24 protein-coding genes, 2 pseudogenes and 2 riboswitches are annotated in these 22947 nt (G+C 49.1%); of the genes and pseudogenes, 14 read left to right on the top strand and 12 right to left on the bottom strand.

What is annotated here, in order from left to right:
- Window positions 1-442: 442 nt before the first annotated feature.
- Together cysT and PaeBR_RS01840 are read right to left on the bottom strand one after the other, a co-directional pair.
- Window positions 443-1282 (bottom strand): sulfate ABC transporter permease subunit CysT, encoded by an 840-nt coding sequence (gene cysT / locus PaeBR_RS01845; RefSeq protein ID WP_410513236.1) that lies wholly within the window; start codon window positions 1280-1282, stop codon window positions 443-445.
- Window positions 1283-1304: 22 nt separating this feature from the next.
- Window positions 1305-2417 carry a sulfate ABC transporter substrate-binding protein gene (locus tag PaeBR_RS01840; protein ID WP_410513235.1) on the bottom strand — a complete coding sequence of 371 codons (1113 nt, stop codon included), beginning with the start codon at window positions 2415-2417 and terminating at the stop codon, window positions 1305-1307.
- Between the two features lie 395 nt (window positions 2418-2812).
- Here PaeBR_RS01840 and PaeBR_RS01835 point away from each other — a divergent pair, with 395 nt between their 5' ends.
- A complete protein-coding gene (locus PaeBR_RS01835; protein WP_410513234.1) occupies window positions 2813-5098 on the top strand; it encodes a chlorophyllase/cutinase-like alpha/beta fold protein in 2286 nt (761 codons plus the stop codon).
- A gap of 102 nt (window positions 5099-5200) precedes the next feature.
- On the opposite strand, the gene PaeBR_RS01830 is transcribed toward PaeBR_RS01835, so the two are convergent.
- Window positions 5201-6250 (bottom strand): lactonase family protein, encoded by a 1050-nt coding sequence (locus tag PaeBR_RS01830; RefSeq protein WP_410513233.1) that lies wholly within the window; start codon window positions 6248-6250, stop codon window positions 5201-5203.
- A gap of 225 nt (window positions 6251-6475) precedes the next feature.
- Here PaeBR_RS01830 and PaeBR_RS01825 point away from each other — a divergent pair, with 225 nt between their 5' ends.
- From PaeBR_RS01825 to PaeBR_RS01815, 3 genes are all read left to right on the top strand, one after another.
- Entirely contained in the window at window positions 6476-6736 is a 261-nt protein-coding gene (locus PaeBR_RS01825; RefSeq protein ID WP_410513232.1) for a GlsB/YeaQ/YmgE family stress response membrane protein, read from the top strand.
- A 209-nt stretch (window positions 6737-6945) separates the two neighbouring features.
- The gene (locus PaeBR_RS01820) at window positions 6946-7452 is read left to right on the top strand and encodes a CcdC family protein (RefSeq protein WP_410513231.1); all 507 of its coding nucleotides are present in this window, start codon (window positions 6946-6948) and stop codon (window positions 7450-7452) included.
- Window positions 7453-8072: 620 nt separating this feature from the next.
- A complete protein-coding gene (locus tag PaeBR_RS01815; RefSeq protein ID WP_410513230.1) occupies window positions 8073-9035 on the top strand; it encodes an L-lactate dehydrogenase in 963 nt (320 codons plus the stop codon).
- A gap of 77 nt (window positions 9036-9112) precedes the next feature.
- On the opposite strand, the gene PaeBR_RS01810 is transcribed toward PaeBR_RS01815, so the two are convergent.
- The 3 genes and pseudogenes from PaeBR_RS01810 to PaeBR_RS01800 all read right to left on the bottom strand — a co-directional run.
- The gene (locus PaeBR_RS01810) at window positions 9113-9349 is read right to left on the bottom strand and encodes a YiaA/YiaB family inner membrane protein (RefSeq protein WP_410515043.1); all 237 of its coding nucleotides are present in this window, start codon (window positions 9347-9349) and stop codon (window positions 9113-9115) included.
- Between the two features lie 21 nt (window positions 9350-9370).
- Window positions 9371-9622, bottom strand: a pseudogene (locus tag PaeBR_RS01805) (YiaA/YiaB family inner membrane protein); the annotation flags it as partial.
- A 133-nt stretch (window positions 9623-9755) separates the two neighbouring features.
- A pseudogene (locus PaeBR_RS01800) lies at window positions 9756-9950 on the bottom strand (cadmium transporter); the annotation flags it as partial.
- 225 nt (window positions 9951-10175) lie between these two features.
- Between PaeBR_RS01800 and PaeBR_RS01795 the strand changes: the two are divergent.
- Window positions 10176-10433, top strand: coding sequence for a CPBP family intramembrane glutamic endopeptidase (locus PaeBR_RS01795; protein ID WP_410515042.1), 258 nt, complete (start codon window positions 10176-10178; stop codon window positions 10431-10433).
- Window positions 10434-10665: 232 nt separating this feature from the next.
- On the opposite strand, the gene PaeBR_RS01790 is transcribed toward PaeBR_RS01795, so the two are convergent.
- Window positions 10666-11031 carry an ArsR/SmtB family transcription factor gene (locus PaeBR_RS01790; protein ID WP_410513229.1) on the bottom strand — a complete coding sequence of 122 codons (366 nt, stop codon included), beginning with the start codon at window positions 11029-11031 and terminating at the stop codon, window positions 10666-10668.
- A gap of 127 nt (window positions 11032-11158) precedes the next feature.
- The gene (locus PaeBR_RS01785) at window positions 11159-11599 is read right to left on the bottom strand and encodes a pyridoxamine 5'-phosphate oxidase family protein (RefSeq protein WP_410513228.1); all 441 of its coding nucleotides are present in this window, start codon (window positions 11597-11599) and stop codon (window positions 11159-11161) included.
- Between the two features lie 111 nt (window positions 11600-11710).
- Here PaeBR_RS01785 and PaeBR_RS01780 point away from each other — a divergent pair, with 111 nt between their 5' ends.
- The 7 genes from PaeBR_RS01780 (at window position 11711) to PaeBR_RS01750 (ending at window position 18059) form a co-directional block, all read left to right on the top strand.
- Window positions 11711-12925 (top strand): MFS transporter, encoded by a 1215-nt coding sequence (locus PaeBR_RS01780; RefSeq protein ID WP_410513227.1) that lies wholly within the window; start codon window positions 11711-11713, stop codon window positions 12923-12925.
- Between the two features lie 73 nt (window positions 12926-12998).
- The gene (locus tag PaeBR_RS01775) at window positions 12999-14441 is read left to right on the top strand and encodes a hypothetical protein (protein WP_410513226.1); all 1443 of its coding nucleotides are present in this window, start codon (window positions 12999-13001) and stop codon (window positions 14439-14441) included.
- A gap of 67 nt (window positions 14442-14508) precedes the next feature.
- A riboswitch (TPP riboswitch) is annotated at window positions 14509-14619 on the top strand.
- A gap of 160 nt (window positions 14620-14779) precedes the next feature.
- Window positions 14780-15853, top strand: coding sequence for an ABC transporter substrate-binding protein (locus tag PaeBR_RS01770; RefSeq protein ID WP_410513225.1), 1074 nt, complete (start codon window positions 14780-14782; stop codon window positions 15851-15853).
- Between the two features lie 23 nt (window positions 15854-15876).
- The gene (locus PaeBR_RS01765) at window positions 15877-16170 is read left to right on the top strand and encodes an MTH1187 family thiamine-binding protein (protein ID WP_410513224.1); all 294 of its coding nucleotides are present in this window, start codon (window positions 15877-15879) and stop codon (window positions 16168-16170) included.
- A complete protein-coding gene (locus PaeBR_RS01760; protein WP_410513223.1) occupies window positions 16167-16928 on the top strand; it encodes an ABC transporter permease in 762 nt (253 codons plus the stop codon). Before PaeBR_RS01765 ends, PaeBR_RS01760 begins: the two co-directional genes overlap by 4 nt.
- Before the next feature lie 17 nt (window positions 16929-16945).
- Window positions 16946-17791 carry an ABC transporter ATP-binding protein gene (locus PaeBR_RS01755; protein WP_410513222.1) on the top strand — a complete coding sequence of 282 codons (846 nt, stop codon included), beginning with the start codon at window positions 16946-16948 and terminating at the stop codon, window positions 17789-17791.
- A gap of 19 nt (window positions 17792-17810) precedes the next feature.
- Window positions 17811-18059, top strand: coding sequence for a hypothetical protein (locus PaeBR_RS01750; RefSeq protein WP_410513221.1), 249 nt, complete (start codon window positions 17811-17813; stop codon window positions 18057-18059).
- Window positions 18060-18109: 50 nt separating this feature from the next.
- On the opposite strand, the gene nfsA is transcribed toward PaeBR_RS01750, so the two are convergent.
- The 3 genes from nfsA to PaeBR_RS01735 all read right to left on the bottom strand — a co-directional run bounded on the left by nfsA (window position 18110) and on the right by PaeBR_RS01735 (window position 19606).
- On the bottom strand, window positions 18110-18904 hold the full coding sequence (gene nfsA, locus PaeBR_RS01745; RefSeq protein ID WP_410513220.1) for an oxygen-insensitive NADPH nitroreductase: 795 nt from the start codon (window positions 18902-18904) through the stop codon (window positions 18110-18112).
- 100 nt (window positions 18905-19004) lie between these two features.
- The gene (locus tag PaeBR_RS01740) at window positions 19005-19205 is read right to left on the bottom strand and encodes a copper ion binding protein (RefSeq protein WP_410513219.1); all 201 of its coding nucleotides are present in this window, start codon (window positions 19203-19205) and stop codon (window positions 19005-19007) included.
- A 59-nt stretch (window positions 19206-19264) separates the two neighbouring features.
- A complete protein-coding gene (locus PaeBR_RS01735; RefSeq protein ID WP_410513218.1) occupies window positions 19265-19606 on the bottom strand; it encodes a metal-sensitive transcriptional regulator in 342 nt (113 codons plus the stop codon).
- A gap of 165 nt (window positions 19607-19771) precedes the next feature.
- Here PaeBR_RS01735 and PaeBR_RS01730 point away from each other — a divergent pair, with 165 nt between their 5' ends.
- Both PaeBR_RS01730 and PaeBR_RS01725 read left to right on the top strand, forming a co-directional pair.
- Window positions 19772-21610 carry a diguanylate cyclase gene (locus PaeBR_RS01730; RefSeq protein WP_410513217.1) on the top strand — a complete coding sequence of 613 codons (1839 nt, stop codon included), beginning with the start codon at window positions 19772-19774 and terminating at the stop codon, window positions 21608-21610.
- A 267-nt stretch (window positions 21611-21877) separates the two neighbouring features.
- The gene (locus tag PaeBR_RS01725; protein WP_410513216.1) at window positions 21878-22219 is read left to right on the top strand and encodes a helix-turn-helix domain-containing protein; all 342 of its coding nucleotides are present in this window, start codon (window positions 21878-21880) and stop codon (window positions 22217-22219) included.
- 72 nt (window positions 22220-22291) lie between these two features.
- Here PaeBR_RS01725 and PaeBR_RS01720 read toward each other — a convergent pair whose 3' ends face one another.
- On the bottom strand, window positions 22292-22438 hold the full coding sequence (locus PaeBR_RS01720) for an anti-repressor SinI family protein (RefSeq protein ID WP_410515041.1): 147 nt from the start codon (window positions 22436-22438) through the stop codon (window positions 22292-22294).
- Between the two features lie 39 nt (window positions 22439-22477).
- Window positions 22478-22565: riboswitch (cyclic di-GMP riboswitch) on the bottom strand.
- Between the last annotated feature and the right edge of the window lie 382 nt (window positions 22566-22947).

The following is a 22947-nucleotide window of genomic DNA, read 5'->3' as shown; positions in this document are numbered from 1 at the left end:
TTCCTCCTTAAAGGGTTTTGCGAAGCCAGTTGTGCCTTGCAAATGCTGAAATACGGTAAATATTAAGACACTACGAGAAGTTTTTGGATCTCCGCCTGCTGTTATCCACAGGTTTTAAATACTGGACTGGTGTATACATCACTACGAGAAATATTTGGACTTCCGATCGCTGTTATCCTCAGATTTCCTGATTAGGACCGCTTCTCGCGGTAGAAATCCGAGGATAAAGGCGAACGCTACGCTTCTCCAGTTCCAAATTTTCTCTTCGTTCTTTTACCAGTATCCAACTTTAAACCTTTTGAGGACGCTAACGCTTCTCCAGTTCCAAAATTCCTCTTCGTTTATTAATTAACCGCAGCTTCAACATTTTACGAAGCAAGACTTGCTCCGTAAAATAAAGTCGTCACTACCGTTTTAAAAGACTATACATCGGCAACGCTAGTTAATTCGCCGATTTCCGAACCCAGCGCTGGAGGGTGTTTATAACAAGCAGCATCAGGAATGAGATCAGCAGCAGCAGAAGCGCAACGGCGGTAGCACCGGCATAATCGTATTGCTCCAGCTTCGACATGATGAGCAGCGGGGCAATCTCCGTTCTCATCGGCATGTTGCCGGAGATGAATACGATGGAGCCGTATTCACCGATGCCGCGGGCAAAGGCCAGTGCAAAGCCGGTAAGCAGCGGAGGGAGCAGCTCTGGAAGAAGAATCTTGCGAAAGGTTCTCCACCGGCCAGCGCCCAGTGTTGCCGCCGCTTCCTCCATGTCTCTCTCCATATCCTCCAGCACGGGCTGCACGGTCCGAACCACAAACGGGATGCCTATGAACATCAGCGCCAGTGTAATGCCAAGCGGCGTATAGGCCACCTTCAGACCAAGCGGCTCAAGCAAGGAGCCAATCCAGCCGTTTGAGGCATAAAGAGCGGTTAAAGAGACACCTGCTACAGCCGTTGGCAACGCAAAGGGCAGATCGATTAAAGCGTCGAATACTCTTTTGCCGGGAAATTCGTACCGCACCAATACCCAAGCGAGCAGCAGACCGAGCAGTGCATCCACTAATGCTGCTGCAGCGGCTGTACCCAGACTGACGCGGTAAGAAGCTAAAACCCTGGGGTCGGTCGCTACATCCCAGAATTTCCCCCAGTTCAATCCTGTTGAATTGAATAGCAGCGCAGACAGCGGCAGCAGCACAACAAGACTTAAGTATAATACGCTGTAACCCATCGTAATCCCGAAGCCGGGAAGCACCTTTTGCCTCGCCACAGCCGTATTGGTGACAGTCATCCTTTATTCATCCTCTCTCGTCTTAGCTGCCCGGTACGTAAATTTTGTCAAAAATCCCGCCATCATTAAAATGCTTCTCTTGTGTTTCTTTCCAGGTTCCAAACTTCTCAGCCAGCGTAAACAGCTTGATATTCGGGAATTTGTCCTTAAACTGCTCTTTCACGCTGTCCAATGTTGGACGGTAGTAATTCTCTGCGGCGATTTTTTGTCCTTCTTCACTGTAGAGATACTTCAGGTAAGCCTCGGAAACCTCGCGCGTTCCTCTTTTATCCACTACTTTATCGACTACGGCTACCGGAGGCTCTGCCAGAATACTCTCAGACGGATTAACAATTTCGAATTTATCCGGTCCCAGCTCTTCTACAGACAGATAGGCTTCATTCTCCCAGGCAATCAGGACGTCGCCAATTCCACGCTCAACAAAAGTAGTCGTCGAACCACGTGCCCCGGTATCCAACACTGGTACATGCTTGAACAGTTCTTTTATAAATTCTTGAGCTTTGGCCTCATCGTTATTGTTGTGATCCAGCGCATACCCCCAAGCCGCCAGATAGTTCCAACGGGCACCGCCGGATGTCTTCGGATTCGGAGTAATGACCTCTACACCTTCCTTGAGCAAATCGGGCCAGTCTTTGATGCCTTTTGGATTTCCTTTGCGCACGAGAAATACTATGGTCGAGGTATAAGGTGAGCTGTTCAGCTCGAACTTGTTCTGCCAGCCCTCATTAATAAGTCCTGCTTCCTGCAATGCATCAATATCATACCCAAGCGCCAGCGTAACTACATCTGCTTCCAAACCGTCAAGAACAGCACGGCTTTGTTTACCGGAACCGCCATGTGACTGTTTAACGGTAACCTTCTGCCCTGTTTCCTTCTCCCAATAGGCTGAAAAGGCTGTGTTATATTTCTCATACAGCTCGCGGGTAGGATCATATGATACATTTAGCAATTCTACCGGTTCTTTAGCAGCCGGAGCCTCAGTTGCTTCTACCGCAGCCGTTGTGCTGCCGGAGTTAGTGGCGGCCGGCGTATTTGCCGCATTGCTGTTATTGTTATTGCTGCCGCAAGCCGTAAGCCCCGCTGTAAGTATCAATGTAAAACCCGCTAAAAGCCCCTTTTTGATGCTTTTCTTCATCCTGAACACTCCCCATTGTTTTTTCTGTTAAAGCTCTGCCACACCTATACCGTATAGCTCATTCCAAAGCCAAAAAAGAACGGAGGAAGCCCACAGTGTCAGGTCAAACCGGTTGTTGCAACCGTGTCTGCGAGCCTGCTGAGGGGTTCCTCCGTTCGTACGGTAAGAACATTCTTTATTATTCCTACCAAAATAGTAGGTTATATCGATAATAATACTTAAAGCCCATCATACTGTCAAACCTTTTTTTCACTTCTTAAATGTCCTAACCACGCTTTATATATGCATCGGGAGATGTTCCTGTGAGACCCACTTGTCATAGGTGCTGTAAAGTAATATCATTGCTACATCTTATGGCAAGTTGGACAATCACCGTAAAAGTCGGAGGAGAACACATGGGTATGGACTTGGAGTATGGACCTGGACCTGCACCTGCACCTGCGCCGGCTGGGCCGCGTTTGCACCGGCGCATTCTGGAAGAGATGGGAAGACGAATTGGAGAAACCTACCGGTACGATACCCTGCTATGGCGATCAGCACTGGCCGGGCTCTGGATCATATGTTTTTTGGCCTTTACAATAGTCATGCTGGGCATACCTACCGGATTCGGAATACCGGCTGACATTGCGCTGGCTGCTGCTGCCGGAACCATTGTGCTGGCGCTCGCGGGAAATATTCTTGCTGTACTGCTGGCCCTGACGGGCCTGCGGATTCCCCGCTTATTCGCCGGATGTATAATCACTGTTTTAGGCATCATTCTTCTTATTTTATATTATTCAAATCTTGAATTAGAAGCTGCCGCTTTTGTGGCAGTTCTTGTGACCCTTCTGGGTACACTTGCCGGGCTCGCTTTCGGCCTGCTGCGCAGCAGGCGCATCGCAATGGGCTTCCTGCTGGCGGCGATGCTGACTCTTTCTCCGCTTGCTTTAGCAAGCGGCGGGCAAGAGGAGACACAAGTCACGGGCACAACCAGCCTAAAGGGCAACGTAGTGCAACTGGCAGCTGGTAACCCCGGATTACCCGGTCCCTATGCATATCATAGCTTTACTTATGCCAGTGGCCTGGATCTGCACCGCACGGAATACGGCGAGGAGGCCGATTTACTGTCGTCTACGGTGGATGCTTCTGCTTATATTAAGAAATGGCCGAAGCTGCGTTCGCTGATCTGGGGATTCAATCAAACCTCCCTGCCGCTCAATGGACGTGTCTGGATGCCTGACGGGGAAGGTCCTTATCCGCTCATACTTATGGTGCATGGCAATCATATGATGGAGGATTATTCCGATGGCGGATATGACTATCTTGGCAAGCTGCTGGCAAGCAGAGGCTTCATCGCCGTCTCTCTCGACCAGAACTTCCTGAATTACTCCGCCTGGTCGGGCATTCCGGATAATGATTTCAAAGTCCGGGCCTGGATGATTCTGAAGCATTTGGAGCAATTAGAAAATTACTCGAAGCAGACGGGCAATCCTTTTTACCAGAAAATTGATTTCACACAAACCGCCTTGCTTGGGCACAGCCGCGGGGGGCAAGCAGTCGCTATGGCTGCGGACGCCGGACGATGGTTCAAGGGAGATTCGCTACTAGCTGTGACCCGGAAGTTTCATATTACATCGGTGATCGCCCTGGCTCCTACCGACAAACCAATAGACGGCCAGCAGGCCCGGCTTAGTGATGTTAACTACTTGACACTGCAGGGTGCCCGGGATGGGGATGTCCATGATTTCTACGGAGACCGGCAGTATATCCGTTCTTCCTATTCACGCGGTTCAACCGCCTTCAAGAGCTCGCTCTACATTGCAGACGCTAATCATAGCCAGTTCAATAGTGATTGGGGACTGTTGGACCAGTCACTGCCTACGGGGTTGTTCCTAAGCCGCAGCGGCATTATGAACGATGAGGAACAGAGACAAATCGCCAAGGTGTATGTATCTGCCTTTCTTGAGACTACGTTGAATGGTAACAATGTATATACCGGGTTGTTCCGCGATTACCGTACCGGTCTGGAGTGGCTGCCGCATACCTCCTATTACAGCCGGTATCAGAGCGGAGGCTTTAGGCAGGTGGTTAATTTCGATGAGGATCGTGATAAGAACACCGCCGGACGTGGCAGTACTGCTGAAGGCCAGGGACTTAAATGGACTGAAGAGCTTGCCAAGGACCGCGAGTCCAAAAGCAAAGGCACGTACGGCCTTGTTCTGGAACGAACTGCCCTGGAAGACGCAGAAGCAGCCTACACTATCCATCTACAGAATGATGCCGTGAATAATGCCGCATTGGCGGGGGCGGCGGGCATATCTTTCTCGATGTCGAACCTGAAAGAGAACACTTCCGCTGAGGGTGAAGGTACGTCGCTGCCTCCCGGGATCGAAATTGGGTTAACCGACAGCAACCATATCACCGCCCGGCTGCCGCTCGCGGATGTTATGGAAATACTGCCTCTGCCACGTACATGGTTTACGCTGACTCCGTGGCTGGAAGAGCGGATAAGCGATAATAAATACGGTGATCTCTCAGAAGCTGTTTTTCAAACGTATGAGCTTCCTTTCGAGCGTTTCCAGAAGGAAGAGACCGCCTTTGATCCGGCCAAAATTACCGGAATTACCTTTTATCTTGAAGAAGCCGGAGACAAGATCATGCTGGATGATGTCGGCTTCTACGACGACGATGGGAATGAATGAACAGAGTTATAGTCTTTTCAAAAAAAGAGTTCGGCCCCTGCCACCAAGATCATGACAAGGGACGGACTCTTTGGCTTGGATTAAAAAGTGTGCCGTCTTCCGTTATAAAAATTTGATGCAGACCGGTGTCTGCATTGCCAGTTCATTGCCCGTAGGGATCAGTCGTCCGTTATCACTATCGATACTAAAAGACGTGATATTACCGCTATTTTGATTGGCAACCAGGAGAAAATTGCCGTTAATTGCGAAGTTACGCGGTGTCCGTCCGCCAGAAGTTTGCCAGTCGACAGCTGTCAGAAAGCCGCTTGTGGTATCAATATGAAAGAGAACGATGCTGTCATGGCCACGGTTGGAAGCATACAGGAAACGCCCACACGGTGAAATATGAATGTCAGCGGCAGTATCATCGCTTCCGGCTATATATTGCTCCGGAAGTGTATCCATATGCTGGAGTATGTTCAGCCCGCCAAATACTTCATCATTTGTGAATACCGTTACCGTATTATTTAATTCGTTGACTAAATATACCCATTTGCCGGTAGGATGTAACGCTAAATGGCGCGGTCCGGAGCCGGGAGGCAGATTTACTTCGCTGTGAGTTATCAGCTGGCCTTCTTCCATCCGGTACAATAGAATTTGATCAAGACCCAGATCGCAGACCCATACGCGTTCCCCGCTGCTGTCCGGATTAATCGAATGCGGATGAGGCGCCTCCTGCCTGTCATCCCGGATGCCTTTGCCTGTATGCCGTACCTGTGAGGACATTTCTTGAAGCAAGCCTTCACTGTCCACAGGAAACACATTAATATTGCCTCCCGAGTAGTTGGAGACGAACAGGTAATCTTCCCTGGGACTGATTGATACGTAACAGGGAGCCCCGCCATCGGTAAGTCGGCTGCCCAGGGGTGTCAGAGCTTTGGTCCCTGGTTCAATGCTAAAAGCATGGATTTCCCCATCCTCCTTCTCACTGACTGCATAGAGAATACTGCCTGCTTCATTGACCGCCAAGTAAGACGGATTCTCTATCCCCTTGGTCCCGTGCAGAACCCTCATTTCACCTCCGGCAAGATTCAAAGCACATAAAAAAATAGCTTCCTCTCCTTCGGGACTGTAGGTTCCAACATAGAATAAAGCTTGATCAGAGCGTTCCATAGCAGCGACTCCTTTTCTATTGGGATGAATGGTGAATTCTCAGTGCACGTCCTACATTTTCCCACTATAACATGTTTAGGTTTTCCATTCATCCGGGAATGAGTTCTCTTATTCCAGGAAAGACTAGTACTTAATTCGGCAAATTATGACACCTGATTTAAACGTTCCGCATTAGGTTAATAGTTACCATCCAAGACAACAAACAAAAAAAGGAGCTGAAGCATAATGAGTTTTTTATGGATGCTGATTGTAGGCGGTATTATTGGTTGGTTGGCAGGTCTGATCATGGGCCGGGACATTCCGGGAGGCGTTATCGGTAACATTATTGCCGGTATTCTGGGTTCATGGCTCGGAGGTTTGATCATGGGCAGCTTTGGACCGGAGATTGGCGGGTTCTATGTACTGCCGTCATTGATCGGAGCAGTTCTTCTGATCTTTATCGTCAGTCTGATCCTCCGTTCGGTCGGTGGCCGCAGTCGTTCTTAAGACAAACTGCAGCACGTTAGCCGGTTATTGGTTACTTATATAAACAAACCGCCATAGCTTCTTCTGGCGGTTTGTTTTTTTGTACATTCCAGAGAACAATTTTACCCCTAGCCCCTCAGGAGAGAGCCAGGCAGGGTCAAATGTTTTGCCCTCCTTTTTCTGTTATAATGTAGGCACAAGTGACTCCAATCACAGAGAGGTCGTGAATCATGGGCAATATTAACCCTTCGCTGCTGCATATCGGCTCTACTGTGGGCGCCGTGTTCATGGCATTGATGGTGATATTTATTCGTCTAAAGGCAAGCGCCCGTCCGGTTACCCTCCGGAAAATATGGATCCCCCCGCTCGGCATGTCTACCGGCTTTGCCATGTTTGCCGCACCTGAAGTAAGGTTTCCCTTATGGTGGGCCGCTGTTGCCTTCCTGACCGGCTGGTTCATCTTCGCCTATCCGCTTATTCGCAGCACGATTTTTGAACAACGGGATGGACAAATCTACGCCCAGCGCTCCAAGAGCTTTGCCTTTATCCTGCTTGGACTGCTCCTGATCCGTACGCTGCTGCATGAATTTATTAACGGGTATGTTTCCATTCCGCAATCAGGCGGACTTTTCTTCATCTTGGCCTTCGGCATGATTCTTCACTGGAGACTGTTCATGTATAAACGCTACAACATTCTCATTCCCCCTAAGACCCATCTCTCACAAACGCGTCTATAATCATCGCCTGTTCCTCCTAACATTCCGGGATTGGATTTTACTTTCCCTGGAACTTAGGCGGAACCGGGCATTGCCCGCTTTCCCGTCCTTTTCTATGCGACCCCCCTTTTTTAATTTGTTAAATTTCCTACATAAACTTTGGCTCAACACCAATATCAATTCTTGACGGAGAGGGATACTATGCAATAGGAATTACTCGAACTTTTGAGAAACGGGTCCTAACCTAGGGTTTTTGGCGGACCCAGGCGACGCTATCGACTTGAAATCCCCCCGATTTCCTATTTGGCGGACAGAGGAGTCCTTATTTAGCTGAAAGCGGGTTAAAGAAGGCGTTGAATCCACAATTAGCGTCACCTCAGTCCGTTTCTGTTCTCTTTTAGTAATCAGCATGATAATAAGGGCTATGCAGTCCGCCCAACGACTCGAATCCGCGTATCCCCGCATACACTAATACATATTGTTGTTCGGAAACTTCCCATGTTCTGTCTCATTAATGACAAACATGAAGAAATACAGATGATTTTTCCGGCGCAATGTCAGGTAACTTACGGCGAAATACGTTAAAATAAGAACAAAACCAAGCGTATGCTTAAAACCTTTTAGAGAGCGGGGATTCGCAATTGAAAAGTAAATCGAGAAAAGTGGCGATCGTTGGCTCGGGTATGGTGGGTTCGAGCTGCGCCTATTCCATGGTCAACCAGGCGATCTGTGATGAGATTATGATGATCGACCGCACTTATGACCGGGCGATGGCTCAGGCCCTTGATCTCTCTCACTGCATGGATTTCGCGGGCGCACGGACAAAGGTGTATGCCGGAACTTATAATGATTGTGCTGATATGGATGTAATTATTCTAACCGCAGGGGCGAATCCGAAGCAGGGCCAGACACGGCTTGATGTATTGGATGCAGCAGCGGTCATTACAGAGGAAATCGTCCGGAATATAATGGCTGGGGGCTTCGACGGAATCTTCGTCATCGCTGCCAACCCGGTCGATATTGTAACCTATATAGTCTGGAAAATATCCGGACTGCCCCGGCACAGAGTCATAGGCACCGGAACCTCCATTGATTCCTCGCGTCTGAAGACGCTGCTCTCCGAAGTATTTTCCATTGATCCGCGCAGTGTTAACGGCTATGCGCTAGGGGAGCATGGGGAATCCCAGTTTGTAGCCTGGTCACATGTGACGATCGGCGGCAAGCCGATTCTGCAGATTATGGAGCAGCACCGCGAGCGTTTCCGTCACCTGGATCTGGAGGATATCGCCCGCAAGACAAAGGATGCCGGCTGGGAAATCTTCACCCGCAAAGGCTCCACTCACTTCGGTATCGGCAGCGCACTGGCCTATATCACCCGTTCAATCCTGAATGATGAGCACAAAATCATTGCTGTCTCGGCTATTCTGGATGGAGAGTACGGGCAAAGCGAGGTCTGCTCCGGTGTACCTGCCATCATTGGAAGCGAAGGAATCAAGGAACTCCTGGAGTTGAATTTGAATGGGGAGGAAGCCGGGAAATTCAGCGCTTCCTGTGACATTGTCCGCGCCGGCATCCGCAGTCTGCATTTGGAGGATAAGGTTTAATACACCTTTAATGTTGAAGTAACTGACTTAAATAAGACCGCCCCTAAATCAATTTATGATTAGGGGCGGTCTTATTTTTATTCCGTGGGTGTGCTGGCTCCCAGGTTAAAATCGTCTTCTACATTATCCCGGATCGTCTTTTGCAGCACGAAGCACGATACGATAAGGAAGGCAGCAGCGATAGCGTAGTATCCTTTTACGTAAAGCGGCTCCTCCAGTGTGTATAATCCTATGTATTCGAAAAGCACGGCGATCACGAAACCCGACCAGGCCAGGAATGTAAACGCAGAAGTATTCCGCTTGCGGTGGTTCAGGTTCTGCTCCTGCAGGAACTCATCCTCATCGTTATCCCTGATAACCTTCTGAAGCATAAATGCCGAGATGATAATCAATACGCCGCTTACGGCATAGTACCCTTTTACCGACAAGGGCTCCTTCAGCGTGTAGATCCCGATAAACTCAAAACCCGCTGCAAGGGCAAAAGCTGTCCACGCCATAAAAGTATAAGCTGCAGTGTTGCGTCTTCTGTAAAAGTTCGTCCTTCTCTGAGGTGTAACTGATGTAGTCGTTTGCAATTCCAGATTCATCGCCTCTTTCTCAATAAAATAGTTTATTATCTAATATTTTACTATAGAGTAATTATTCCTGTCATTCCTTGTTTTCACAAAAAAAGGCCTGCCCACAGCCATGTTAATGGGTTATGGGACAGGCCCTGCCTATTCAGGAACGGGATATATCCGTTACCTTCAATGCCCGGACACTATTTAGTACAGCCAGCACTGTTACGCCTACATCTGAGAAAACAGCTTCCCACATCGTTGCAATTCCAAATGCGCCAAGCAGCAGGAAGATCGCCTTAACGCCCAGTGCAAAAATAATATTTTGCCACACGATCATCCGTGTACGCTTAGCTATGCCATCGAGGTGCTTCTCCTCTTGGCTGTGTTTGCAGCAGGAGCTTATGCCACAATTAACGAACTTACGTATACCGCACCTGTACTGATCTCTTTTATCCCCATTGCTCTGACGCTGATCGTGTACTTTACCTTGAAAAAAAAGTGGGTGGGGCTCGGGTTCAGGTCCCTTACAAGCATCTCTCCCCGAGAATGGAAATACTTCACTCCTATTCTGCTTGTCCTGATGATCATTGGTTTGAAGGGATTTCAGGAAATTCGTGTGTCCGAGGTGCTGTTCTTTATCTTCTTCACCCTTCTTGTTAGTTTTGTGGAGGAGAGTATTTATCGCGGTTTGATTCTGAAGACCCTACTTCCCAAAGGGGTTAAGACGGCTGTCATTACCTCAAGCCTTCTGTTCTCCCTAACACACATGTGTGCTGGCTCTGCTGATGGTGAAGAACGACAATATCATTCCGCTGATTCTATTCCATTTCGTACATAATCTGATTCAGTTTGTGGGCAATGATAACAGCAGCGGCTATATTGGATACGATATATTCATCCTCATCGTCCTGGCCGCCCAGACCGTCTGGCTCGCCTTGTCTTTAAGAAAGCCGGCCATGTCCACAGGTGTGAATCAAGCAAGCTAACTGTAGACGATTTCCCCGAAACAAAAAAACTGTCCTTCGGCAATGACAGCCTAAGGACAGTTTCTTGTTTCTTTTTAACAATATTTATTCGTGGCTGATATGTTCATGCGTCTGCAAGAAAATCTGCTCGACATGCGCGTCGTTCAATGAGTAATATACCGTCTTGCCTTCTTTTCGCCGCTTGACGATCCGCAGATTCCGCAAATAGCGCAGCTGGTGGGAAACCGCTGACTGCCCCATATCCAGAATAACGGCCAAATCGTGTACACACAATTCTCTTCGGGACAAGGCGTAAATGAGCCGGACTCTCGTCGGATCACCCAATGCTTTGAACATTTCCGCCATTTTGTCGGTTGTCCCTCTGTCCGGCAGGATCAACTTCATTGTATCCGGCTCCAGCTCCGAACCTTTGCATGTATTGTCGCATTCCTCTAGTGCTGCTGGTTCCATGTTCTCGCCCTCCCCGATGAATCTTCCGGCAGCGCCGGCCCTACATAATCTTCACCTAAATTATAGGGAAGACGGCTTTCAATGTCCATTCGGGGCACTTCATATATTATTTATTTTAGCGTACCTGTTATTTCCCTGACGCAACAGCCTGCTTCTCCCATACACCATGTTCTTTATTCTTGCCGGTAAACTGGATACGTGTCGGTGTAAGCTCAAGAATAACATAGTCGGGATCATCCGGTCCCTGGAACCATTTCTCCAGTTCCTTGCTCCACACCTTGGAACGCAAAGCCTCATCTTTAGTGACTTCAACCGTAGCTTCGATCTCCAATTGATCCTTACTGCCACCGGCCTCGAATCCGAGCAAAAGACAGGCGTTGGGGTTCTCCTTCAGCTCTGCCACCTTATGTGTCTTGCGGTCGGTAGCCAGGTAGATATTTAATCCGTCATGAAATACCGCCATGTATCGAACCTTGGGTTTGTTGCCGGCTTCAATGGTGCCTAAGGAACCGAATTTGTTGTCATCCAGCGCCTTGATGATATCGTTCTCCAACTGTTTGTTATCCATGAACGAAAATAACCCCTTTCATTATGTGAATATAAAATTATATATCCACACCCGCAGTTTAGATTTATCATAAATACGTTGTCCATAAACCACCCTAGAAGGAGCTCTCCCATGAAAAAACTGATCTGGATTGGCTGTCTTTCTTATTTCGTCATCGGACTGGCCCATGTTGTGCTCGGTTCTATCCTTCCCGTTTTACTGAATCATTATGATCAAAATTACAGTGCCGGAGGCGAGCTGATCTTCAGCCAATTCGCCGGGTTCCTTGCAGGCGTGCTCGTCTCCCCGCTGCTGAACCGGCGTTTCGGTAAACGCGGAGCCATCCTGATTGCCACGGGGCTGCTGCTGGGTGCTGAGATCGCTTATTCTTTTCTTCCACCTTGGGAGTGGATGTATGTTGTCGCTGTAGCCGCAGGCTTTGGCTTTGGCATGATTGAGGCCATTATCGGAACAATAATTATCGCAGCGATTACCAAGGGAACCGCCGTCGCGATGAGCCGGCTTGAGGTGCTGTTTGGTGTGGGTGCACTCGTAATGCCCCTGATCGCAAGCCCCCTCATTGCCGCCGGCTGGTGGAGAGTCTCATTCCTGATTGTGGCAGCCTTCACTCTGATTTCGCTGTTCTTTTGGGGGAAAGGACACTTCGGCAATCTGCAGCCTGTGCTTGACGAACGTGCATCCCGACGCGATAAGGAGACGAGTATCTCCAATAAATCGATCAAGCGTTCTCCTTATGCGGGGAAACAATGGGGCATGCTCGGGCTGTTCATTGTATTCTTCTTTCTCTATGTCGGAACCGAGATGAGTCTGGTCAACTTCATGCCTGCCATCTTTATCGCCAAGCTGGGCATGAGCGAGTCTGGGGCTGCACTGACCGTTACCTTCTTCTGGCTGGCTATGTCAGCAGGGAGATTATTCGCCGGATTAATTGCCGAGAAAATCTCTTACCGTGTCTACGTGCTGGGCAGTTGCTTCGTAACTCTGTTGCTTTTCGCCCTGTTCCCGTTCGCGAGTCACCCCTTTGCAGCCTTTGCAGTAATCGCTCTCCTCGGGCTGTTCATGTCCGGAATATTTTCCATAGCTCTCGTGTTCTCCAGCAAGCTGCTGCCCGGCGCTGAAGAGTCGACCCCAAGTATAATGATTGCAGCTGGAGGAATAGGCGGCGCTATACTGCCACTGCTCACAGGCTGGGCCATGGACCATCTGGAGGTAGCCCAGGTTGCAGGCCTGCTGGCTGCTTTTGCCGCCGTTCTGTTTCTGCTCAGCCTTGCCGCCTGGAGAATCAGCCCGGGACGCTCTTCCGTTCAAAAGAGGCTTACCCTCTGAGGATAATCACTGCCGCGTTTTTAGGGTAATTTATAATCAGACTTCTATCTAATATAAAAGCGGGGAATCAATCATGGACAAGCTGTCTTCCGAGCCTGTATTACAAACAGCTCTTCTGCAATTTATATTTCCATTCTCCATTAAAGAGGGAGAGACCAAAGAGCTGGGGCAACAGCTGGAGAAGGATGGCTTCACTCGCTTTTATCTGAATAAAAGGGAGCTGGAGGACGCTTATTACGGAGAAGGCTATTGCGTGTCCCACGAAAATATGGAACGGTCCTATATGCCTTTTGCAGCGCATGTATTGTTTCCCCGAAAGAACGACAAGGATTCATTTCACCGCTTTTCCCGGGTGGACGCTTTGGATTGCCTGCTGGAAATGCCAATGAATACTCTGCCCTTCCGGGTATTATCAACCGATGTGTTCCTTTGTCCGTTTCAGCTTGGCTTCGTGACCATTCGGGTTGAACTCGGCGGAGACAAGCTTCCGTTCAGCCTGGCCCTGGAGTTCGCCGACCGTTTCCGCACACTGGAGGACGTGTCCAGCAAGGATACACATACACATATCCATTGCGGTAATCGCATCTTCAAGCAGGTAGAGGATTTCATTTTCAATGAACTGACTCCCGGCCTCCGTTCCTTTTTGGATTCCTCGGAGCTGAGCGGCGCCTACTTTGAAACACTGCCCTTTTTTGTAGATGAAAGAATGCTTGTGCAGGCCTTTTACGAATTTGAAGAAGACGCTGAGCTTGACATCAACATCCGATATAAGGCCTCGCAAATTGACGGGATCGACTCTAAAGGACAACCTTATATGAGTGCCAGCGACACAGATTACATCGAGAAGTATTGCAGCAGTCACTCCTACAACCGCTGGGGTCCGGACACCTATTACATGACCAACGAGCAAACCTTTTGCTGTATGACACGGGCGCGGCATGAGGTAGCCGTCAGTCTCGCCAACGAAATGTACGGAGAATATTATTATGGGTTTCTATTAAGCATTTTCCACAAAATCGTGCTGCTCAAGCTGGCCAATATGCATTCCCGGCTTCGTATTGACAACGATTATGAGCAGATTGAGAATCTGATCTATTCCATTAACCGGTTCTCGGCCAAATTTTATTTTCTGGAGCTGATTTCGCAATCACAGGGCCGGGAAATCTTCTTTCAGCTGCGTAAGGTATACGGCAATGACGCTCTGTTCGGTGAAGTGAAGATGACGCTCGACGATCTGTTTCAGTATCAGGACAAATTTCAGGCCAAACGCCGCGATAATCTGCTTATGATTCTCACTGTATACACGGTTATAAGCGGTATTTATGGTATGAATCAAGTCATTGAGGATCTGAAGGCCAAGATCGACTGGAAAGTAATGCTGGAGTACTCCCCCTTCCAGTACTTGGCTTTGTTCGTTACGATGAGCGGTATTCTGGTCAGTCTCTCTCTTACCTTGAGGGAGCTGCGGAGAGGAATACGGAACCGCCGTAAAAAAAGACTCCACCGGGAGGACTAATCATAGTGCCTAAGGCTACTGGACAATTCAGGGGCAGGCGTCTATAATACACCGTAACCGTTAACTTCATACAAAGCAGGGGTGCTGGAATTGGCCGGCTGAGAGTGTATTCCATTAGATACTGACCCTTATACCTGATCTGGATAATGCCAGCGTAGGAAACGCCATAAGTCCTGGTCCTTGTGACCATAGCTAATCATGCGCCTGCAGCGTCCCGATCACCCGGGGCGCTTTTTTTGGTATTTCGGATTTTTTCAATCGTTTTATGAAGACGGGACTTATCCGGATATACCAGGCTCAGCCTGGTATATCCGCTACATCAAAGGAGAGAAGAGAAAATGGGAGTCAAAAAAGTATTGATGTTATGCCTCACCTGCGTGCTGGTCATCGCAATTGCCGCATGCGGCAGCAATAACGGAAATTCTGGCAACAATAAAGTGAGCAATGCCGGAAACGGTGGAACTGCGCCGGAATCTACTCCTGAAACCGCAACGGATGCGCCAAAGGAACTCACCAAGATTAAAGTCGCGCTCGACTGGACACCGAATACCAACCATACCGGTCTTTACGCAGCCCAAGAGCTTGGCTATTACAAGGAAGAAGGACTGGATGTTGAAATCGTCCAGCCGGGAGCAGCCGGTGCCGATACCATGGTTACCTCGGGCGAAGCCGCTTTCGGTATTAGCGCTCAGGAGAGTCTGACGCTGGCACGTTTGCAAGGTGTGCCTCTAGTCTCTATTGCAGCCATTATTCAGCATAATACATCAGGATTTGCCGCGCCTGTGGACCGCAAGATCAAGTCACCTAAGGATTTTGAAGGCAAAACCTACGGCGGCTGGGGTTCCCCTGCAGAAGAAGCGGCGTTGAAAGCGATCATGGACCCCGAGGGCGGAGATGTGAAGAAGGTTAAGCTCGTCAATATCGGGGAAGCCGATTATTTCACAGCCGTGAAGCGCGATATTGATTTCGCCTGGATTTTCTACGCCTGGACCGGCATTGAAGCCGAGCTGCGCGGTGAGCCGCTGGACATGCTGTACCTTAAGGATTACGCACCTCAGCTGGATTATTATACTCCTGTCCTGACGACGAGCGAGAAACAGATTGCCGATGATCCGGAGCTGGTAAAAGCGTTCATGAAAGCTACGTCGAAAGGGTACCAGTACGCGATTGATAGGCCGGAAGAGGCTGCAGCCGTCCTGAGCAAAGCCGTTCCTGATCTGGATGCAAAGCTGGTCCTGGCCAGCCAGAAATGGCTCAGCCCGAAATATAAGGACGATGCTCCGCGCTGGGGCGAGCAAAAGGCTGAGGTGTGGCAGAATTACGCCGACTGGATGTACGGGCTGAAGCTGCTGGATAAGCCGCTGGATGTTCCGGGCACGTTTACGAATGACTTTTTGCCGGATACTCCATAAAAGAACGGAAAGGATTGATGATCATGGCTAATACACTGCTAAGCATTCAGGTCATTCCGAAAACCCCGAACAATGAAGATTCCATCCCATATGTTGACAAAGCGATCGAGGTTATTCAACAATCCGGTGTCAAGCATCAGGTGAACCCGCTGGATACAACGATGGAGGGGGAGCTTACAGAACTGCTTGAGGTGGTCCGCCAGATGCATGAGGCACTGATTGAGGCAGGCAGCCCGAGCGTCATTTCGCAGATCAAAATTGCCCATAACCCGAACGGGATCAGCATGGATAAACTGACGGAGAAATATCGGCCGTGAGCTCAATCTGGAAGCAAATATGGCCGCCACTTGTGGCGGTCATCTTCTTTTTGACGATATGGCAGCTGTCGGTTTCTCTATTTCATATTGAAGACTGGATACTCCCAAGTCCCGCCGATATCGCCCGGGAATCATCCGGCAACGCCTCCGGCATTTGGGTCCATACGCTGGCCACGCTGCGGCTCACGCTGATCGGCTTTCCCGTCGGCACGGGTGTAGGACTAGTCATTGCGCTGCTGCTGCACCTGCTGCCCTGGGCCAAACGCGCTTTTTATCCGCTGCTCATTCTGAGCCAGAATGTCCCTTCCATCGCGCTCGGACCGCTGCTCGTGATCTGGTTCGGCTTCGGCCTGCTGCCCAAGATTGTCCTGATTACGCTGGTCTGCTTCTTTCCGGTAGCTGTGGCTGCGATGGGGGGGCTGGCGCAAAGCGACCGGGTCATGATGAACTATATGAAGATGGCCGGTGCGACGAAGTGGCAAATCTTCACCAAGCTGGAGCTGCCTTCTTCCTTGCCCTCTCTGTTCTCCGGGGTGAAAATATCGGCAACCTATGCGGTAATGGGCGCAGTCGTCGCCGAATGGATCGGCGCTGATAAAGGGATCGGGTATTACATGCTCCTGCAGAAGTCGGCCTATCGCACAGACCGGATGTTCGTCGCTATTGTTATCATTGTTCTGCTCAGTCTGGTGCTCTTTGCGATCATCGCCCTGCTGGAAAAATGGCTGGTACGCTGGAAGCCGCGCCGCAATGCATAGAAAGGAAGATGCCTGATATGCCTCAAGTGACCCCTATTCAACATAGAGCTGCTGACGCCCTTGGCTCTTCGGCTGCTCATGCAGCACCTCCCGCTCTTGAAGTAAGCTGCATTTCCAAGGCTTTCTCGCACCGCCGCCGCAAGACGAGTGTACTCCATAACGTTTCGCTTAAAGTGGAACAGCAGGAGTTCGTCTCCATCATCGGCCCCTCCGGCTGCGGGAAGAGCACTTTATTCCATATTATCGGAGGTCTGGAGCAACCGGATGCCGGAACTATAAGAATGAATGGAAATATAGTAACAGGACAGCGCGGAGAGATCAGCTATATGCCGCAGCAGCCCGCGCTTTTCCCCTGGCGGACGATCGAAGATAACGTACGGCTCGCCGGTGAAATTAAGGGTGCGCCTCGTGACCGCGCCCGTGAAGAAGCCCGACAATGGCTGACCAAGGTCGGCTTAAGCGGGTTCGAACGCGCTTACCCGCACATGCTCTCCGGCGGAATGCAGCAGCGGGCCGCTTTCCTCCGGGCATTGCTGGCCCCGCAGGAGCTGATGCTGCTGGATGAGCCGTTCAGTGCACTGGATGCGCTGACACGCAGCGAAATGCAGCGCTGGCTGCTGGAGCTGTGGGAAGAGAACCGCCGTTCCGTGCTGTTCATCACCCACAATATTGAAGAGGCGCTGCTGCTCTCCAGCCGCATTTATGTATTCTCCGGCCGTCCAGGGTCCATCCTCCACACGGTTGACGTCCCCTTCCCGCGGCCGCGCCGCGAAGAGATTACGGATTCCCCGGACTTCCTTATGCTGAAGCGGCAGCTATCCCGGTGGATGCGGGAGGAGCAGGCCAAGAACTCCCTTTCCTAACCGAATATTTACGGAGCAGGTGGAGGAAACTACAACTATCCGTAAATTTGTTCCGGAAAGGGTGACAGACATGGGATCACCGAAGACCAGCAATAAGCTGCGTATAATCAGAATTGGCGTATCCTGGGGTTCCATGGAAAGCCAGATTATATCGCCCAACTATGGCTATAATCAGCCGGATTTAAAGAACGAGCATATCCCTGAGTCGCTTATCCGTCTGGCTGTGGGGCATGAGCCGACAGAGTTATTAATTATGGATCAGCCTTGAGCTGAAAAAACCGCCCACAGTTATGGACTGAGGCGGTTTTTTCAACTGCATTATTTTTGCATAAACCCTTTGCTTTGCAAAAAATCCTTCATATGCAACCGAATCGGCTCCGCCAGTCGTTTGGCCATAATCGCCGACCAAGGCGTGTTGTTCACACCGCCGGTCCGTGCGGACAAGTAGGCTTGCATCTCTTCATCGTAAGCCTTAACCTGTTCCACGGTGGCCTTCGCATCATATCGTTCCCGGTGCAGCACGGCCTGCATCGGGAGGCGCGGACGCTGGCCCGGTGACCCCTCCGGATAGCCTATGCACATTCCGAATACAGGGTACACCAGCTCTGGCAGTCCCAGCAGCTCCGACACCGCCGCGATCTGATTGCGGATGCCGCCGATATACACAATTCCAAGTCCCAGCGATTCGGCGGCTACAGCGGCATTTTGGGCAGCGAGAGCTGCATCGACGGTGGCCACGATAAAATTCTCCATGGAGTCTTCGTAAGAATCAGCCCCCTTTAAATGCGGATTTGTGACCTGTCGCAGCCGGTACAGATCCGCACACCATACGAGAAATACCGGACACTGCTCGATATAGACCTGATTACCGGCCAATCCGGCCAGATCCGCCTTAAGGGCAGGCTCTGTAACCGCAATTACACTATATGCCTGCACGTTACTGGAGGTTGAGGCCATTTGCCCTGCTCCAATAATGGCAGCAAGCTGTTCCTCACTCAGCGGCTTCTTTTGAAACTGACGGATAGAGACATGCTTCATGAGCAAAGAGAGCGTATCATTCCCCTCTCCATCAGCGGCAGCATCAAGATTCCCGTCAGCAGGTTTCTCACTCACAGCGGTCACTCCTTATATTTTATTTAAAAAGAAAAGGCATAGTTGCTCCAGCGAACCTTCCGGTTCGACCCAGCACCATGCCTTACAGTCGTTAATCCATTTATACTACGTCATAGCCTTGATCTTCTATAGCTTCTTTGATAGTCCCAAGGCTAACCTTATTCTCGTCGAATTCTACTGCAACCGTCTTAGCGGACAGATCAACCTTAGCCGCAGCTCCAACATTACTTACAGCCTTCTCCACCGAGCTGACACAGTGTCCGCAGGACATTCCTTCAACCTTCAATACAACATTTGACATTATAGACTCCTCCTAAAAGTTTTATGGAGCATCGCTACCTGAAATTCTTGTGCGTTACTCTATTTCATTAATTTATTGACTGTAACCAGCAGTTCATCAATTACCTCATGCTCGCCAGCTTCAATCCGTTCAATAATACAGCTCTTCATATGACCTTCAAGCAGCAATCTTCCGACGCCGTTCAGCGCGGACTGGACCGCAGCGAGCTGATTAAGCACATCATCACAGTAGGTATCACGCTCAATCATACCCTTGATCCCGCGGATCTGGCCTTCAATCCGGTTGAGACGCTTCGACAGTCCATTCTTGAATTCAGCGGAATGATGACTCTTGAGATCAACAGAAGTATGGCAACCATTCCCGCCGGGTGAACCCGTGTGTCCTTCCTCATGTGTAGCCATGATCATCCTCCTTAATCCCAATATAATATACCCCCCATGGGTATGTCAAGCGAAGTCCGCTCTTTTCATAAATTCTTTGAGAAGTTTTCAGCCGCACTATGAATATTGTAAAAAATCCCTTAAAATAAACAAAACAATCTACCCGTATCGAGAGGATGAACACCAGTGCCCGGAAGCACTTCTGATAACAACAAGTGGAATTTGGGCTATACATACGTATATGCTGTCTGTATAACCGGCATCGCCCTATTACTGATTTACAATCAAGGAATCTTTCCGCACTATACCCCTTCCACTTGGGGATGGGTCTATGCCTTGGTCGGAGCCGCCGTCATTTTGGCCCTGCTTTCCTTCCAGCTGCCTCCGCATGGTAACGGAATGTCTTTGGATTCCTCCGTTTATTTGGCCTGCATTTTTGTATTCGGGCTGTCTTTCGCCTTAACGGTACTGCTCTTATCCTCATTCATTCTGTGCATTGTGAAACGCGATACCATCTGGTGGAAACATCTGTTCAACTTCAGTGTATATACGATAATGATAATGGCCACTTCCCTAACCTTCTCCGGTTTTGGGGGAAGCTCCGGTCCGCTGCTGAGCGGACTCCTTCATGCATATGCAATCAGCATGGCCATCTATTTCTCCTTTAACGCCTTACTGATTGCCCTCTTTTATTATATTGTGTTAAAAGCCAGCCTGCTCGATACGTTAAAAGGACTGATGCGGGACACCCTTCTCGCCTACCTGAGCACTCTGGTGTTATCCCTTGTATTGACGATTCTTGTCTATCATAACGGTATTGTCGGATTGGTTCTCTTCCTGTGCCTCAGTGTACTGCTGTCCTATTCGTTCAAACAAATGTTTACGATGTATCGCAGCATTGAGGAGCGGGCGAACAGGGATCAGCGTACGGGTCTCTTCAACCACAGCTATTTCGAGGTCGTGCTGGAAGAGGAAATACGTAAATCTCAAATGAACGGTGCAGCCCTCTCGCTGGCGATGATCGACATTGATGATTTCAAGAAATATAACGATCACTTCGGCCATCTAAAGGGCGACGGACTGATCGTCTTTTTGGCGGAAATGCTGAAGAATGAAACCACGGATTCGGAGATTATCGTATCCCGTTATGGCGGAGAGGAATTTTCGCTGCTGCTGCCTTCGCATGACACCGTTCAAGCCAAGAGTTTCATCGACCGTTTGCGAAAAACCCTCAACAACTCACTCTTTGAAGGTACGGAGATTTTTCCGCAGGGCTGTCTGTCCTTCTCTGCCGGCATTGCCGGCTACCAGCCGGATATTCATGATAAATCAGAGCTGGTGGAGCAGGCGGACCAAGCATTATATTATGCCAAAAAGCAGGGGAAAAACATGGTGCATATCTTCGGCAACCAGTCGCTTCTGGAGCAGGATATCGATTTCAGTCAGGAGGTACGCGACATTGAGCAGCAGCTCAACCTGTTTATGTACAAGGATCTGGAGACATTTAAGCATTCCAAGCGTGTATTCCGGTATGCTATGGATGTCAGCGAGCAGCTTCATCTGGACGCTCTCTCCAAACGGAAATTTACGCTGGGCGCCCTCATCCATGATATCGGCAAGCTCGAAATCCCTTGGGGTATCCTTAATAAGAAGGACAAGCTTGAGCCTGAGGAATGGGAAATGGTCAAATGGCATGTAACCTGGGGCAAAAAAATGGCGCTAACGAATGACAAATTCAAGGATTTGGCACCCTATATTGAACTGCATCATGAAAGATATGACGGTACGGGGTATCCGTACGGCTTTAAAGGTGAAGAAATTCCCCGCTTATGCCGGATGCTGACGATCATCGATTCTTTTGATGCAATGACAACGGAACGTCCATATCAGACTACAAAATCCGTGGATGAAGCGATTGTTGAATTGCGGGCCTGTGCGGGAAGCCAGTTCGATCCTGAACTCACAGAATTTTTCATCCGCTATATTGAATCCCGCGAACTCCGCCCCAAAGTGGCCTCGTTATAGAATACAACTCCTTTACTTCTCGGGTTGTCCTCATTCATTGCACAGACGGCCTCTTTTCTGTTTAAAAGAGAACGATTACGTTTATTAAGCAGAAAGATATGTAAAAGTGATGCCATGCGAGTTCCTCCAGTGATAAAAAATACCATACCGGCTTCTAAAGGTATACGCGGCATTCGATTACCCTGATAATCCCACTTCATTAGCCTTTGTCGGTTTAGAGGATATTTGCTATAATAATAGCAAATATCATGGAGGGGCGTTGTCATCATGTCAGAAAATTTGGGTCAACGCATCCATCAGCTCCGCCTGGATAAGGGCTTATCCCTATCCGAGCTTGCGGACAAGGCAAATGTGGCCAAATCATACCTAAGCAATGTCGAAAGAAACATTCAATCCAACCCTTCTATTCAATTTCTTGAAAAAATCGCCGGTGCGCTTGAAATTTCTATGCAAGATCTTCTCTATGGCGATCTTTCCGAGGATGAGGAAGGGTCTCTTGATGCAGAATGGTTCCGGCTTGTGCAGGAGGCCATGGCTTCCGGCGTAAGCAAAAAGGAGTTTAAGGAATTTCTGGACTATCAAAAATGGCGGATTGATCAGCAGAACTAGCAGAATCCGTAAAAAGTACAGCGGCAGACGCTGTGCTTTTTCGTATGTAGCACCATCATAACCCCTATCTCTTTACATCGCCTGTAAAGACTTCTCACTGAAGAACTGGCGAATCTCCTGGGCATTGATTCCCGCCTTTTTAGCCTTAAGGAGCAAGTAAACCCATTCCAGATCCAGATCTACCTCTTGTAGTTCTACGTTATCCCCCTGGTTGGACATATCCAAAAAATCTCCTCCTAAGATTCTGATTCTGAGTCCCCAGGCAGTCCAGCCATCATAGTAGTATTTCTACCTTAGACCTGTGACTTTGTGTCCCTGACTTTAGGCAGGTTTACCTTTTTCTGGACCCTTTATGTTAAGGGTCTGGCTTCAATTTTGATGAATATGCTCTCTGCAATAACATTATACAGAGATTATAAGAAAAAGTGTGTCGATTTGTGGGAATATTCATTCGTGAAGAGAAGAAAAAGAATGGCCGATTTTGACAAATGCTTGTACCAAACCTTTAATTAAGGGGAATTTGCGGGAAAAAATAGTGTTAGGTGGGCATATACTGTTTAAATTGACTGTAATAAGTTAATACCCCATTCTCAAATTTTGAAACCGCTTTTTTTAGAAATAAAACAGGACAATTGAATCATTTTGATAGGCCTCTAGATTCGATAGATAAAATTTATAATAGTTCTTCTGAACGGCCTCCTGATCTATACCGTTTTGCGAACGGATTG

Origin of the sequence: Paenibacillus sp. BR2-3 (genome assembly GCF_046529485.1) — a bacterium.
Lineage (GTDB): Bacteria > Bacillota > Bacilli > Paenibacillales > Paenibacillaceae > Paenibacillus_AQ.
The sequence above is the reverse complement of the archived record's forward strand: the minus strand, read 5'-3'. Positions and strand labels throughout refer to the sequence as shown.